Source organism: Aquirufa novilacunae, assembly GCF_045310505.1.
GTDB classification, from domain to species: domain Bacteria; phylum Bacteroidota; class Bacteroidia; order Cytophagales; family Spirosomataceae; genus Aquirufa; species Aquirufa novilacunae.
In genome coordinates, this window is sequence record NZ_JBEWZG010000001.1 from 809,618 (window position 1) to 823,221 (window position 13,604).

Below are 13,604 nucleotides of genomic sequence, written 5' to 3' on the forward strand. Positions count from 1 at the left end.
TAATTTAGACATTCGCTTAATTATCTAATTAAGATGGACGCAAAATTCAAAGCAATCAACGACCCTACCCGGAGAGAGATCTTGCAATTTCTAGTCAATGGCCCGCAGAATGCAGGTAAAATTGCTGATCAATTTGAGATGAGCAAGCCTAGTATTTCGCATCATTTGGATTTGCTCAAGCAGGCAAAACTGATCCAAGCGGAGAAAAAAGGCCAATTTATAGAATACAAGTTGGATAAATCGGGATTCGAGGTAATTCATACCTGGTTTCAATCCTTTTCTAAATATTTTGAATTCCCTAAGCCTAAAATTAGAATCGAAATTTAATCTGTTTTATTATGCAACTGCCCAGCTCATTTCAATTTATCCAATCACACCTACCTTTGAATACAAAAGGATTAGGAATTACAACATTAAGTAAACGTAATTTCTTTCAGTCTATTGGGGATTATTTCGCAGAAAAATCAGGTAAGAATCGGGTATCCTATGTGGCTGTAGGGGATGATTTTATCACCCTTTTGCACTTTCAGGGAACTGATCTTATTGATGAAAAAACAATTAAATTAGATCAATTAGACCACTTTTACGTTTCAGAAGGGCAAACGGCAGACGGAATTATACACCACCTATCTTGTGATGCCACGGTCATCATTTCTGAAAAGAAGATGCTTGATCACCACGTTAAGATATTGCCTTGTTTATTAGGGGAAAACGCTAGCAATGTGCAGGCGATTCAAAGTATACAATGGGCACAGGAATCCAAAAAAATCATCACAGATATATTGAAAGGATGGCCAGAACTAATCGCTAAGAAGAAAGCGAAATTGGCAGAGGAGAACGCTTAATCTTCGGCTATTTTTTGATCGACTTTTAAATCGAATAATTCTTTGGAGGTCAAGGCAACTAAGCTCACTAATACTAAGGTCACGCCTGCTCCGAGTAATACAGAGGGCACTGTTCCGAAAAATTTAGCGGCCACACCTGATTCGAAAGCACCCATTTCATTCGAAGTACTCACGAATACACCGTTCACGGAGGATACACGGCCTCTCATTTCGTCGGGCGTGTAGAAACGAAGCACGGTTTGGCGGATAACTACGGAGATTGAATCAAAGGCCCCTGTGAAAAATAAGGCGACCACAGAAATCCAAAAATTAGTCGAAACTCCGAAAATCAAAGTCGCCACACCAAATCCCGCAATAGCTAAAATGAGGTTTCTCCAAGCGTGTTTTAAGGGGGGAAAGTAAACCAAAGTGACCATCGTCACCACCGCTCCTACCGATGGCGCCGCACGCAAAATGCCCAATCCCTCTGCTCCTACCTTCAAAATATCTTCAGCGAAAATGGGCAAAATGGCGATTACACCACCAAACAACACCGAAAACAAATCCAAGGAAATCGAATACAGGATGATCTTCGTCTTAAAAACATAGGCAATCCCTTCGCGCAAACTATGCCAAATCGATTCGTGCTGCACAGTTTTCACAGGTACAGGCCGGTTTTCTATTTGGAAAATACAAATCATAACACCCAGTAATAAGGCGATTACCGTCATCAAAGAACCCGATAATCCAGCATAGGCGTATAAAAATCCAGCCACCCCCGGACCTAAAATGGATCCTAACTGCCAGAACGAACTATTCCAGGTAGCTGCATTCGCAAACACCTCTTTAGGCACTAAAAAGGGATTGAGAGAGGAAGCGGCGGGGCTGAAAAAACCTTTGGAAAGTCCGATAATAAAAATGACCGCGTAGATCGAATAGATATGGAAATCTTGATCCGCTGATTGCAGTTGCGTGCTCGAGTACAAGAGGAATACGGAGGACGCAATGATCAAGGATAGCGTCACTTGCATGATTTTTTTCTTATCTCGGTTATCCGCAAAATGCCCTCCAAACAACACCAAAGAAATAAAAGGAACAGCCTCAGCCAATCCAATCAAGCCTAAAGCAAGCGGATTGTGCGTAATCTTATAAATCTCATAGGCAAGTACGACTTCTTGAATCAACAAGGCTATCGTAAAAAGGGTATTTCCAGTGACATATGCCCTAAATTCCGGAAATTGCAAAGCTTTGTACGCGTCTTTATGTTGAAAAAATCCCATGTAGTAGATAAATAAGTGGACTCCAAAACGCCAGCTCAGCCCAAATTCGCCGATCTTCAGACAGCGACATTCGAGACAAAAGGAACGTTATCCCAAATGTAACCAAAAAAGGTAATACCAGGAAAAGATCCTGCCCACTCGCATACATTCCACTTAGGAGGCCCATAATCACCCACTCAGACTTTCGTAAACGCGACGTATAAAATGCACTATGACCCTCTAAAAGCGCGAAATAACAGAGATTTTGATACGCCAATGCAGCTAAAGCAAGCACCCCGAATAAAGCGCGGGGCTCTCGAACCCATACCACTAAACCCACACCTGCAGCATATAAAACAGCTGTACACAATTCTTTTTCGTGCTGAAGCCAGCCTTTGTGTGTGAAATACCCATACAAAACGACAGCCATGGCAAGCATCACTCCTGCCCGTAAAACCGCAGAGCTAACAAAGGGCAATAAACCTAAAATCGCTACTAAAATCCCGACCAACAAAAATCGTATTACTCGCTTGTGCTCTAGGTGAAATTGATGTCTTCGATCCTTTGAAGGGAGATAATGATTATCCACTTGCCGGTCTAATAGATAAAAAAACCAAACCACTAAGGCTAAAATTACCCCCTCTTGAAGGGATGGAAAGACATGTAAATAGAATGCTGAAAGAAAAATTTGGTATAAACATGCCCCAATGACGACTTCAAGAGAAGAAAACTTAATAAACCGCATCTTGCGTCCGGATTACCTGAACCTCGTCACCCACCTGGATTTCTCCTAGCGAAATCGGAACAAATTGTTGACCAAAATAGACCTTGTTATTCAAGGTTCGAAACGAAGCCAGCGTCTTTAATGTCTTTTTATCTGATTCTCCAGAATAGGGATCCACATTCACTAAGGGGCATCTAGCACAAGGCTTGGCACCCGATAGACGAAGCTCCCCTACCTGAATTTCGGCCCAAGAATCTTCGATAAATGGCGTTTCAGAGGAGACAATGATGTTAGGTCGGAAACGCAAACGATCTACTTCTTGCTCCATCCGATCTTCTAAGGCTTGATACGAAGCTGAACCTACTACTAAAAGTGGCAAGGAATCAGCAAAGGAGGTATTTTTAGCTAAATCAGTTTGGTATTTCGCCTTCATCTCCCGGGGACTATCCTCAGTAAGTTGAACTAAGCTCACCGATTCAGCAAGCGCTTTGGAAAACCAATCAGACCAACCGTCCAGCACTTCCCGCGCAGGTAAATGATCCTCCCAAATCTCCACCTGCAGGTGAGACCCTAACACAGGAAACCAAGGTAATTCCTTCGCTAATCCTGAAACGACGTCCTTTACTAAAAAGCCCCCCACTGTTTCAGATAGCACAAAACGCGTTAATTCTGGTCTGGTTCGTTGGGTGATAAATTTGCCCTGCGCATCTACCAACATAAATCGACGATCACCCCGTAGGCCTTCTTTTTCCATTACTACTTTTTGCAAAGAGATGGCTCCTAATGATTTAATGGGATAAATGTAGAGATGCGAAATCATGAGACAAAAGTACTCTTTTCTGTGAAAAATGCCTTATGGGTACTTATAGGCTTTCGTCTTCCTAATGTGCACAGATTTTCCTAAGTTTGTTACCTTGTAAATACGCAACCTACATCTATGAAACATATCCGCCTTTATTTTATCGCTTTATTGTGCCCTGCCCTAGCGCAAGCGCAACAAACATTGACCTTAGAAGAAGCGATCCAACAAGGTATCACGAAGCAATATTCGATTCAAATTTCGAGACAAAGAGAGCGAATTGCAGCAAATGAGAATAGTCTAGGTAATGCGGGTTTTTTACCTACAATTACTGGATCAGCTAATAAAAACTATACGGTTTCAGGATTGAATCAGTCATTTTTTGGAGGCTTACGTCCCCCATTAGTACAGTCTGGTGTTAATTCAAACTCGGGGAATGCGGGTGTGGCGATGGCTTGGACGCTGTATGATGGAAAAGGGATGTTTATCCTGCGTGATCGATTTAAGGAATTACAAAACTTAGGTGCGAAGCAAACTGAGAGTAACATTGAGAACCTAATCGCCTTAATTTCAAGCACTTATTATGATATTATACGCCAAAGTCTTCGCGTAAACAACTTCAAAAAAGGGCTAGAAATTTCCAACGACCGCTTAAAATTAGCCAAAGATCGCTACGAGGTGGGACAAGGATCGAAGGTGGATTATTACTCCGCACAAGTAGATTACAATGAAGATAAAGCCTTATTAATCGCCCAAGAGCAAGCTTTCACCAATACAAAGATTGGTTTCAACACTTTACTCATAAAAGAGTACAAAGCTGACTTTAGCATCAACAATACCATTGACTTGTTACCTAAGTTGACGCTTAGCGAATTAAAAATGAGTGCCTTATCTCAAAATCCAGCGCTAATCGGGGCTATTTTATCGAAAAAAATTAGCGATTTAGAGACGAAAAATATTCAGAGTCAGCAGAAACCACAAATCGATCTAGTAGCTGGTTACAACTTAAATAGTGTGGCGAATGGGGCAGGTTTTGGCGTGGAGAAAGGTAGTAGTGATGTTTTCAACTATGGCTTACGTGCAACTATCAATATTTTTGATGGATATAATCAGAAACGTAGAATTCAAAACGCGAAAATCAATGCAGAGATTGCTTCTATGCAAATTGAGGATTTAAAGAATGCCTTGTTATCAGCCTTAGAAAGAACCTATGTGACCTACGAGAACTCTTTGAATTTGATTCAGTTAGAGACGGAAAACTATGCGATTGCGAAACAAAACATTGACATCGCTTTCGATCGCTTTAAAGTGGGTATTGCCACTTCCTATGAATTACGTGAGGTACAACGAAATGCGGTAGCAGCAGAGACGCGATTGATTGAGGCAAAATTTGCAGCTAAATCGGCTGAAATTGAATTAATTCGATTGAGTGGAAACTTGTTGTAACTCCTCGTTCAACTGTTGCTGGTAAAGCTCAAAATAAAGCGTTTGGTCTTTCATTAATTCGTCATGCGTTCCGCTTTCGACGATTCTACCTTCCGCTAAAACAAAGATTCGATTCGCTAATCGAGCGGAGGAAACACGGTGAGAAATAATCAGAGAAGATTTCCCTTTCGTCACTTGCTTTAAATTCTCCAGAATAGTATGTTCCGTGTGCGTGTCTACCGCAGAAAGACAATCATCCAAGATGAGCATCTTCGGATTTTTTGCCAAAGCACGAGCAATGGACACCCGTTGTTTTTGGCCACCAGAAAGCGTAATTCCGCGTTCTCCTAAGATAGTCTCGAAACCATCTGGAAACTCCATAATATTAGCATACACATCTGCCTGCTTCGCTGCCGTTTCAATGGCTTCTTGATCTAGCTGATCATTTCCAAAACGAATATTATCCGAGATACTTGTTGAAAACAAAAAGACATCCTGCGGAACAAAACCTACAAAAGACCTCACCCAGGCGATATCCCAATCTTTTAACGGGATCCCATCGAGTAAAATCTCCCCGGAACTTGGGTCATAAAAACGAGCCATTAAAAGGGCCACAGTAGATTTACCGGAACCGGTTTGGCCTAAAAGAGTCACGGATTCTCCAGCTTTAATGGTCAAATTAATCTTCTCTAAAACCGGGCGATCAGAACCTGGATAAACAAAGCTTACGTCCTTAAATTCCCAATTCCCCACAATATCTTGGCGTATCTGCTTCCCAGGCGTTAACTCTGATTTTGCTTCTAGAAACTCATTAATCCGCTTCTGAGAAGCGGCAGCTCTTTGTATCTGAGAACTAGTCCAGCCCAAAGCCGTCACCGGCCAAGTCAACATGAACACATACATGATGAACTCGGTGATATTGCCCACCGTCATCCGACCGGCAATCACCTCTTGAGAACCAATATAAACGACAAGAATGGTGGAAAATCCTACAAGCAAAGCAATCAAAGGGGTAAACAACGAATCCACTTTCACTAAACCAAGCGATTTAGAGCGGTAGGCATTCGAGGCTTCGGCAAATGAATTCACTGATTTTCGCTCTCTGACAAAGGACTTCAACACCCGAATTCCTGAAAACGCTTCTTGTGCAAAGGTGGAAATTTGAGATAGAGCACCTTGAATTTCCTCAGACTTTCGGATGATGACCGAATTCACATAATAGATACTCAATGACAAAATGGGCAAAGGCATCAAAACGTACCACATCAATTTTTGATTCACCTGCCACATGGAATAAATCACCAAGATAAATACCGTGATCAAATTAAGGCCATACATGATGCTGGGACCTACATACATCCGCACTTTTCCCACGTCTTCGGAGATACGAGCCATTAAATCTCCCGTATTTTGTTGTCTGTAGAAGGACAAAGGCAGTTTTTGGTACTGCGTATAAATCTCATTTTTTAATTCGAATTCGATGTGACGGGACATCACAATCAGTGTTTGACGAACTAAAAACAGGAAAACACCTTTCAAAATGGCCATCAAAATGATCAAGCCACCATAAAAAAACAGGGTAAAACCAAAAATTTCGTAGAAGGCCTTTTGTAAAGTAAACTGACTGAAAAGAAAATAAATGGCGATGGTTTCAGTCACTAAATCGAGTGCATATCGCACTAATTGAGCAGGAAAAACACCGAAGAAATTCGATAGTAGGGTAAACAAAATCCCCAAAATGAGTAGCGACTTATATTTCCAGAAATACTGATTGATATGACTTAGCGCGCCCATATATTGATTAATTGCCCACAAAGATAGGACCTTTCTCAATTAAAATTCTTAATTTTGGAATTCAAACAAGACGCTCTTTTTTTTCGGATGGTTAACAGGAGATTACTACGGGTCAAAGCATTTCAACAATTGTATGCTTTTTACACCCAAGAACGTGCCCAATATCAATTAGCTTTTGATGGTTTAGCGACCATTTTTCAGCCTGATTTATCCCTTATGGTCTCAAAAGAGGACCAAATGCCTCGTTTAGAGGGCCTGAGACAACTAGCCGAGATTCAATTAAAAGAGTATTTCCAAGAAATCACTTCCGAAGAAAGCATTCCCGCAGAAGCGCAAGAAGCGGCTCAATCTGTCTATAAATTGTACCAAGCGAACGTGAAACAAATCGCGAAACGCCTGAAGCAAGACATGGTGGTAGAGGTTGAAGCGATTAATAAGCAGTATTTAAAAATCCTTTATTACTTACAGCAGTTGCCTATAATTGCCCTTTGGGATGAAAATAGACGACTTTTGGAGAATAACACGAAGACATCCTTACTTGCGAAGAACAAGGTCTTGTATATTTTGTCCAAATGGGGAGATCTACAACGTGCCTTCGAGAAAAATCACATCGGCTGGTCGGAGGATGAAGAAAATTTAATCAAGAAATTATTTATCGAGAACATCTTGACCGATGAAACCTTTTTAACTTACCTTCCTGCAGCAGGTAAAAAGTTCGAAGATGATTTAGAATTCGTCAAATATGTGCTGAAAAATTTCCTTTTAAAACACGAGTCGATGACGGAGTATTTTGAGGAAAAAGATTTAAATTGGTCTTTGAATAAGGATGTGGTGAAAAGTTTAGCGACTAAAACCTTTAAAATAGAGGCTTTGGAAGACTTAAGTTTACAACCACTCGCGATCCAATGGGAGGACGATAAATTATTCTTTGAAGAATTATTCGATTACAGCGTTACAGAAGACAAGCAATTAAGTGCTTGGATCGGTGACCAAACGAAAAACTGGGAGTCAGATCGCTTAGCGGTTGCGGATTTTATTATCCTAAAAATGGCGCTTGCAGAGATGGTAAAATTCTCGAGCATCCCAGTGAAAGTAAGTATCAACGAGTACATCGAACTAGCTAAAAACTATTCGACACCGAAGTCTGGCCAGTTTATCAACGGTATATTAGACGTGGTTTCGAACCGCCTAGTTCACGAAAAAGTGATTAATAAATCAGGTCGAGGATTAATCGACATAGCTAACAAATAAAATGAGCAAATCATCTAGATCTTTTTGGGCCTTCGTAGTAGGTGCTGCTGCAGGTGCGGTTGTCGGTATTTTATACGCTCCAGATAAAGGGGAAAATACACGTAACAAATTGTATTATCAATTAAATAAATACCGTGATCAATTGAAGCAATTGATTAATGATATCGTGGATGGTAAAGAGGTGATCGAAACTACCGCAAAATCAGAAGGTAAAAAAGTGGTGCAAGACGCGAAAATCAAGGCAGAAAAATTGCTTGAGGACGTGGAAAAAATGATGACCCAAATCAAGGCTAAATAAAATGCGCAAGACTCTCCTTTTATTCTGTTTAGGTGGGATGCTCTCCTGCACGAATCAGCAAAAAGAGGCGAATAATGCGACGGAAAATGCCATTCCAGCCGCATTAAAACCAAGTGCAGAAAAACAGCCCATTCTGAAAGTAGATAAACCCTACGTTTCACTAGGCAGAATCACCGAAGGAGATAGTGTTTTTCACACCTTCAATTTTAAGAATACCGGCAATTTGCCTTTGAAAATTATCTCTGTAAATGCCTCCTGCGGGTGCACAACACCAAAATGGACGACAGAGATTATTCAACCTGGGAAAAAAGGTTTCATTCGCGTGAAATTTGATTCAAAAGGGAAAGAAGGAAAATTGCAAAAGTCCATTACCGCCTACTGTAATACGCTTCCAGCGGAGAACAGAATGGCATTTAAAGTAGAAGTCTTACCTAAAAAATAAAAACATGTTATTATTACAAGCTCAGAGTCCTGCCTACATGCAAATCATCCTTTTTGGAGGAATTTTCGTGGTATTTTATTTCTTCATGATTCGTCCACAGCAACAAAAAGCGAAAGAAGCGAAAAAATTCATTGAAGAATTAAAGACAGGGGATAAAGTTGTTACTATCGGTGGTGCACACGGCACAGTGGTAACGATTCGCGAAAAAACCATCGTTGTAGAAGTAGATTCGAGCAAAGGTGTTCGCATGGTATTTGAAAAAACAGCGATCTCGAAAGATGCATCGTCTCGTTTAGAAGAGTAATCGATATGACTACAGGCCTGAAACCATTCATCGGAATTACAGGCGGAATCGGATCCGGCAAATCAACTATTTGCCGGATTTTTTCGTGTTTAGGCATCCCTGTTTTCGAGGCTGACAAAGCAGCTCGTGAAATTTGTGAACAAGATACGGCTGTAAAAGAAGCGATTATTGCGGAGTTTGGGCCTAAAGCCTACCTTCCGGATGGAAGCTATAATCGTGCTTGGATGAAGGGCTTACTCCAAAAATACCCAGGCGATGTGGCCCACCTAAATGCCATCATTCATCCAGCGGTTCGACAAAAAGCAACGGAATGGTTCGCGGCTACACCAGATGCCCCCTTCTGCTTGTACGAATCGGCCCTCATCACACCGCAAAAGAAACCCGAGCCTATTTCACAAATCATCACGGTGGATGCTCCTTTGAGTGAACGTATTCAAAACATTCAAAAAAGAAGTAACATGAGTTATATGGAAACGATGCAAATAATTGACCTGCAACCGAAGCCCAAAAACTATTTATGGGGCGCTGATTTCGTCATTCAAAACGGGAAAAATAATCAAGTTTTCCCACAGGTGATACAGATTTTAAAAGCCTTTACTTGCTTTCTATTGCTATTAGTGGGCCAATCTGCATCCGCACAAATTAAAGCGATGACCTTCAATGTCCGCCTTGATACGAAATCTGATGGCCTAAACCAATGGAAATACCGGAGCAAACACTGTGGCGAACTTATCCGTTACCACCAGGCAGACATCATTGGATTACAAGAGGCATTTTTACATCAAATAACGGATTTAGAAAAAGAATTACCTGGTTTTGGCTGGTTCGGCAAAGGTCGCGATGATGGCAAAGCAGAAGGAGAATTCTCTGCTTTGATGTACCGCAAATCCAAGTTTAAGTTGATCAAAGAAAGTACATTTTGGCTTTCCGATTCCTGCGACAAAGTAGGCTTTGGCTGGGATGCGGCTTGTCGCCGTGTTGTGACCTGGGGCCAATTTCAAGAAATAAAAACGGGGAAGAAATTCTTCGTATTTAATACCCATTTCGATCATTTAGGCAAAGTGGCACGTAGAGAAAGTGCAAAGCTTGTTTTGAGAAAGATAACCGAAATCGCAGGTAAATCTCCAGTCATCTTAACAGGGGACTTCAATGCCACACCTGACGACGAACCGATTCAAATTCTAGTAGACCCCAAAAATCCAGCCCGAGTGATTGATACAGAAAAGATTAGCCAAAATGGTCACTATGGACCATACAGCTCATTTAATGGCTTCACGAAGGAACAGGAAGGCAAACACATTGACTATCTATTTGTAAAAAATGGGCCTGTTGTATTGCAACATACGACACACAGCGAGACTTGGGAAAACAAATATCCGACAGATCATTTCCCGGTGAGCGCGGTGATTAGAATACCGTAAGGCATTTGGGAATTAAGGCTTAAAAAGGTAAATTTGATTATGGAAAATTTCATCGTTTCAGCGCGTAAATACCGCCCTACCCTATTTGATTCTGTGGTAGGCCAAAGTCATATTACCACCACCCTCAAGAATGCGATTAAATCGAATCATCTAGCACAAGCTTTTTTGTTTTGTGGTCCGAGAGGTGTGGGAAAAACGACTTGTGCGCGTATTCTTGCGAAGACGATTAATTGCCAAGATCTAGGAGCGGACGGTGAAGCCTGCGGAAAATGTTCGTCTTGTCATTCATTTCAAGAAAATACCTCATTAACGATTCACGAGCTAGATGCCGCTTCGAATAACTCTGTTGAAGATATTCGTAACCTGATTGATCAAGTTCGCTATCCTCCTCAAAACGGAAAATACAAGATCTACATCATCGATGAGGTTCACATGTTATCGGCTGCTGCCTTTAACGCCTTTTTAAAAACCTTAGAAGAACCCCCTTCTTATGCTATTTTTATTTTAGCGACGACGGAAAAGCATAAGATTTTGCCTACGATTTTATCTCGTTGCCAAATCTTTGATTTCAACCGCATCCAGTGGAAAGACATGGCTTCTCACCTGGCGTCTATCGCCAGCAAAGAGGGTATTAATGCAGAGCCTGCTGCCTTGGAATTGATTTCCATTAAGGCAGATGGGGGTCTTCGTGACGCCTTGTCTATGTTTGACTTAAATGTTACCTTCTCGACAGACAATTCGCTAAAACATGCGGATGTATTGGAGAACCTGCACATTTTAGATAGTGACTATTATTTTAAGTTAACAGATTTCTTTGTTAACCAGCAACATACGGACGCTCTTGTTTTATTAGACGAGATTATGCGCAAAGGTTTCGATGGACAGCAATTCATCGCGGGACTTTCTGAGCATTTTCGTAATTTATTATTTGCCAAAGATCCGAAGACGCTTGCCCTCATGGAGTTAAGCGAGGAAAATCGGGCAAAATTCCAGGCTCAATGCGCTAAGACGTCTGCTTCCTTCCTACTTTCAGCCATGAATCTTTGTTCTCAATGCGAGATTCATTACAAAGCAGCGAAAAATGCCCGTCTTCACGTAGAGCTTACCTTACTTAAGATTAATTATTTGCCGTCGGTCTACCAGCCTGCAGCACAACCTGCGGTGGAGGGTGGCGCCGGAAAAAAGTCTGAGAGTAAACCGATAGCTCCGGCTGCGGTTTCCGTGGCAACTACAACCACTGCTCCGACCTTCGAAGCTCCAGCACCAATAGAGGCAGTGGTTGCTCCTACACCGGCAGCTCCTATTGCACCTGCACCTATTGCGGTGACTCCCGAAATCCCAGCTCCTAGACCTACCAGCCATGGATTACGTAGTGCGAAGAAAGTGGTCAGTGCGAATCAATCAGAAAGTACGGATGAGGCTAGTGTTCAAGGAAAGGCACAGAATGAGCCTTTTACTTTTGAGGAGCTAAATTTTGTTTGGACTCAAATCGCTCAAGGATTTAAGCAGGGCAATTTCATCAACAAGTATGTGATGATGAATCGAGAGATTAGTCTAGTCGATTCAGTGATTCACATGAAGGTGGAAGGCGAAGTACAGATTCAACAATTTAATGACTCCTTGAAACTGGAATTATTGACTCAATTAAGAGAGAAATTGAAAAATGACTCGATTGATTTGAGCTTAGATCTCATTGAAGGTGACGTGTCTGATAAAAAGCTGATTTACACACAATCGGATAAATACGAATTCTTATCCCAAAAGCACCCTATTTTAGTGGAAATGAAGCAGAGAATGGGCTTAGATCACGAATTTTAACGGATTTGTCCCTGACCTTTTCCTATCCATTTTTCTGTCACTAATTTCTCCAATGCAAAAGGCCCGCGGGCGTGCAATTTTTGGGTAGAAATACCGATTTCAGCTCCAAGACCAAATTGTCCACCATCCGTAAATCGGGTAGACGCGTTCCAATACACTGCCGCAGCATCTACAGCCGAAAGGAAATAGTTAGCTTCCGATTCATCCGATGTGATAATTGCTTCGGAATGTCGCGAAGAATAAGTAGCAATATGGGCGAGCGCTTCAGAGAAATCATCTACAACCTTTATGGAGCAGGCAAAATCTAAGAATTCGCGACCAAAATCAGCTTCTATTGCCTTCTCGAGTAAAGGGTATCCTAGTGATTCCAAAATCGTATAGGAGGATTCGTCCGCATATACTTTAACCGCGTGTGCTGTAAACGGCTCCCTCACTTGAGCTAAGAATTCCGATGCAATGGAACGGTGTAATACAATGGTATCCAAGGAATTACAGACAGATGGACGAGAGACTTTGGCATTCACCACTACCTCCACCGCCATCTTCAAATCTGCAGATTCGGCCACATAGGTATGACAAACCCCTGCCCCCGTTTCTATGGTGGGAACTAAGGATTCCTTTCTCACGCGCTGAATCAAGGCTTCTGAGCCGCGAGGAATAAGTACATCAATGTATTTAACCGCCGTTAATAAAGTAGAGACTAACTCACGGTCTGTCGGCATCAAGTAGACTACATCGGTTGAGATCCCTTGCTGCGTTAAGGCTTGATGAACGATATCCACTAAGATGGTATTCGTATGAAAGGCATCTGAACCACCTCGTAAAACCGCGGCATTCCCAGAACGAATACATAGCGCAGCTACGTCAATGGTCACATTGGGTCTAGATTCAAAAATAACGCCCACCACTCCTAAGGGCACCGTTATTTTTGTTAATTCCAATCCATTAGGAAGCGTTTTTTGTGATAAAACATGGCCTGCAGGATCTGCCAATTGGGTCACTGAAATCACACTTTCCGCTAAATCGACTAATCTTTCTGGTGTTAATTTTAGACGATCACGCATGGGATGATCTACGGACATTTGATCTAAGTCCTTTTGATTTTCCTGCAAAATGTTAACCGACTTTTCCTGAATTAATAGGGCCATATGACGAAGAATCGCATTTCTAGTCTCCCCACTTGCCATCGCTAAAGAGGCCGCAGCTGAACGGGTACGTTGAAATTGAGCAATAATCGTAGACATA

14 protein-coding genes are annotated in these 13,604 nt (G+C 41.7%); 9 read left to right on the forward strand and 5 right to left on the reverse strand.

Translation table 11 applies throughout. The features are described 5' to 3' along the window. The first annotated feature begins 33 nt into the window (after nucleotides 1-33). Together V7S74_RS03695 and V7S74_RS03700 are read left to right on the forward strand one after the other, a co-directional pair. A complete protein-coding gene (locus tag V7S74_RS03695; RefSeq protein WP_406777415.1) occupies nucleotides 34-327 on the forward strand; it encodes an autorepressor SdpR family transcription factor in 294 nt (97 codons plus the stop codon). A gap of 11 nt (nucleotides 328-338) precedes the next feature. Continuing rightward, nucleotides 339-845, forward strand: a complete 507-nt coding sequence (locus tag V7S74_RS03700; protein ID WP_406777416.1) for a hypothetical protein — start codon at nucleotides 339-341, stop codon at nucleotides 843-845. On the opposite strand, the gene V7S74_RS03705 is transcribed toward V7S74_RS03700, so the two are convergent. The 3 genes from V7S74_RS03705 to V7S74_RS03715 form a co-directional block, all read right to left on the reverse strand. Continuing rightward, nucleotides 842-2,104 carry an MFS transporter gene (locus V7S74_RS03705; protein WP_406777417.1) on the reverse strand — a complete coding sequence of 421 codons (1,263 nt, stop codon included), beginning with the start codon at nucleotides 2,102-2,104 and terminating at the stop codon, nucleotides 842-844. The genes V7S74_RS03700 and V7S74_RS03705 overlap by 4 nt on opposite strands. Beyond that, nucleotides 2,085-2,597, reverse strand: coding sequence for a hypothetical protein (locus V7S74_RS03710; RefSeq protein ID WP_406777418.1), 513 nt, complete (start codon nucleotides 2,595-2,597; stop codon nucleotides 2,085-2,087). The genes V7S74_RS03705 and V7S74_RS03710 overlap by 20 nt, the downstream gene beginning before the upstream one ends. A 217-nt stretch (nucleotides 2,598-2,814) precedes the next feature. Next, nucleotides 2,815-3,627 (reverse strand): MOSC domain-containing protein, encoded by an 813-nt coding sequence (locus V7S74_RS03715; RefSeq protein ID WP_406777419.1) that lies wholly within the window; start codon nucleotides 3,625-3,627, stop codon nucleotides 2,815-2,817. A gap of 117 nt (nucleotides 3,628-3,744) precedes the next feature. On the opposite strand from V7S74_RS03715, the gene V7S74_RS03720 reads away from it, so the two are divergent. Continuing rightward, nucleotides 3,745-5,052, forward strand: coding sequence for a TolC family protein (locus V7S74_RS03720; protein ID WP_406777420.1), 1,308 nt, complete (start codon nucleotides 3,745-3,747; stop codon nucleotides 5,050-5,052). Here V7S74_RS03720 and V7S74_RS03725 read toward each other — a convergent pair. Then, a complete protein-coding gene (locus V7S74_RS03725; RefSeq protein WP_406777421.1) occupies nucleotides 5,023-6,825 on the reverse strand; it encodes an ABC transporter ATP-binding protein in 1,803 nt (600 codons plus the stop codon). The genes V7S74_RS03720 and V7S74_RS03725 overlap by 30 nt on opposite strands. A gap of 87 nt (nucleotides 6,826-6,912) precedes the next feature. Here V7S74_RS03725 and nusB point away from each other — a divergent pair, with 87 nt between their 5' ends. Genes nusB through V7S74_RS03755 form a run of 6 tightly spaced genes read left to right on the forward strand, consistent with a single transcriptional unit; the run spans nucleotide 6,913 to nucleotide 12,359 of the window. After that, on the forward strand, nucleotides 6,913-8,076 hold the full coding sequence (gene nusB / locus V7S74_RS03730) for a transcription antitermination factor NusB (protein WP_406777422.1): 1,164 nt from the start codon (nucleotides 6,913-6,915) through the stop codon (nucleotides 8,074-8,076). 1 nt (nucleotide 8,077) lies between these two features. After that, nucleotides 8,078-8,374, forward strand: coding sequence for a YtxH domain-containing protein (locus tag V7S74_RS03735; protein ID WP_406777423.1), 297 nt, complete (start codon nucleotides 8,078-8,080; stop codon nucleotides 8,372-8,374). Nucleotide 8,375: 1 nt separating this feature from the next. Continuing rightward, nucleotides 8,376-8,816, forward strand: a complete 441-nt coding sequence (locus tag V7S74_RS03740; protein WP_406777424.1) for a DUF1573 domain-containing protein — start codon at nucleotides 8,376-8,378, stop codon at nucleotides 8,814-8,816. Nucleotides 8,817-8,820: 4 nt separating this feature from the next. Beyond that, a complete protein-coding gene (gene yajC / locus V7S74_RS03745) occupies nucleotides 8,821-9,120 on the forward strand; it encodes a preprotein translocase subunit YajC (protein ID WP_406777425.1) in 300 nt (99 codons plus the stop codon). A 5-nt stretch (nucleotides 9,121-9,125) separates the two neighbouring features. Next, the gene (gene coaE, locus V7S74_RS03750; protein ID WP_406777426.1) at nucleotides 9,126-10,541 is read left to right on the forward strand and encodes a dephospho-CoA kinase; all 1,416 of its coding nucleotides are present in this window, start codon (nucleotides 9,126-9,128) and stop codon (nucleotides 10,539-10,541) included. Between the two features lie 39 nt (nucleotides 10,542-10,580). After that, a complete protein-coding gene (locus V7S74_RS03755; protein WP_406777427.1) occupies nucleotides 10,581-12,359 on the forward strand; it encodes a DNA polymerase III subunit gamma/tau in 1,779 nt (592 codons plus the stop codon). On the opposite strand, the gene V7S74_RS03760 is transcribed toward V7S74_RS03755, so the two are convergent. Beyond that, nucleotides 12,356-13,603 (reverse strand): glutamate-5-semialdehyde dehydrogenase, encoded by a 1,248-nt coding sequence (locus V7S74_RS03760; RefSeq protein WP_406777428.1) that lies wholly within the window; start codon nucleotides 13,601-13,603, stop codon nucleotides 12,356-12,358. The two genes, V7S74_RS03755 and V7S74_RS03760, sit on opposite strands and share 4 nt — an antisense overlap. Nucleotide 13,604: the final 1 nt, after the last annotated feature.

Coding starts and splice junctions, on each gene's coding strand:
- V7S74_RS03700 (WP_406777416.1), top strand. CDS start 339: ATGCAACTGCCCAGCTCATTTCAATTTATCCAATCACACCTACCTTTG.
- V7S74_RS03735 (WP_406777423.1), top strand. CDS start 8,078: ATGAGCAAATCATCTAGATCTTTTTGGGCCTTCGTAGTAGGTGCTGCT.
- coaE (WP_406777426.1), top strand. CDS start 9,126: ATGACTACAGGCCTGAAACCATTCATCGGAATTACAGGCGGAATCGGA.
- yajC (WP_406777425.1), top strand. CDS start 8,821: ATGTTATTATTACAAGCTCAGAGTCCTGCCTACATGCAAATCATCCTT.
- V7S74_RS03705 (WP_406777417.1), bottom strand. CDS start 2,104: ATGGGATTTTTTCAACATAAAGACGCGTACAAAGCTTTGCAATTTCCG.
- V7S74_RS03725 (WP_406777421.1), bottom strand. CDS start 6,825: ATGGGCGCGCTAAGTCATATCAATCAGTATTTCTGGAAATATAAGTCG.
- V7S74_RS03695 (WP_406777415.1), top strand. CDS start 34: ATGGACGCAAAATTCAAAGCAATCAACGACCCTACCCGGAGAGAGATC.
- V7S74_RS03720 (WP_406777420.1), top strand. CDS start 3,745: ATGAAACATATCCGCCTTTATTTTATCGCTTTATTGTGCCCTGCCCTA.
- V7S74_RS03715 (WP_406777419.1), bottom strand. CDS start 3,627: ATGATTTCGCATCTCTACATTTATCCCATTAAATCATTAGGAGCCATC.
- nusB (WP_406777422.1), top strand. CDS start 6,913: ATGGTTAACAGGAGATTACTACGGGTCAAAGCATTTCAACAATTGTAT.
- V7S74_RS03755 (WP_406777427.1), top strand. CDS start 10,581: ATGGAAAATTTCATCGTTTCAGCGCGTAAATACCGCCCTACCCTATTT.
- V7S74_RS03760 (WP_406777428.1), bottom strand. CDS start 13,603: ATGTCTACGATTATTGCTCAATTTCAACGTACCCGTTCAGCTGCGGCC.
- V7S74_RS03740 (WP_406777424.1), top strand. CDS start 8,376: ATGCGCAAGACTCTCCTTTTATTCTGTTTAGGTGGGATGCTCTCCTGC.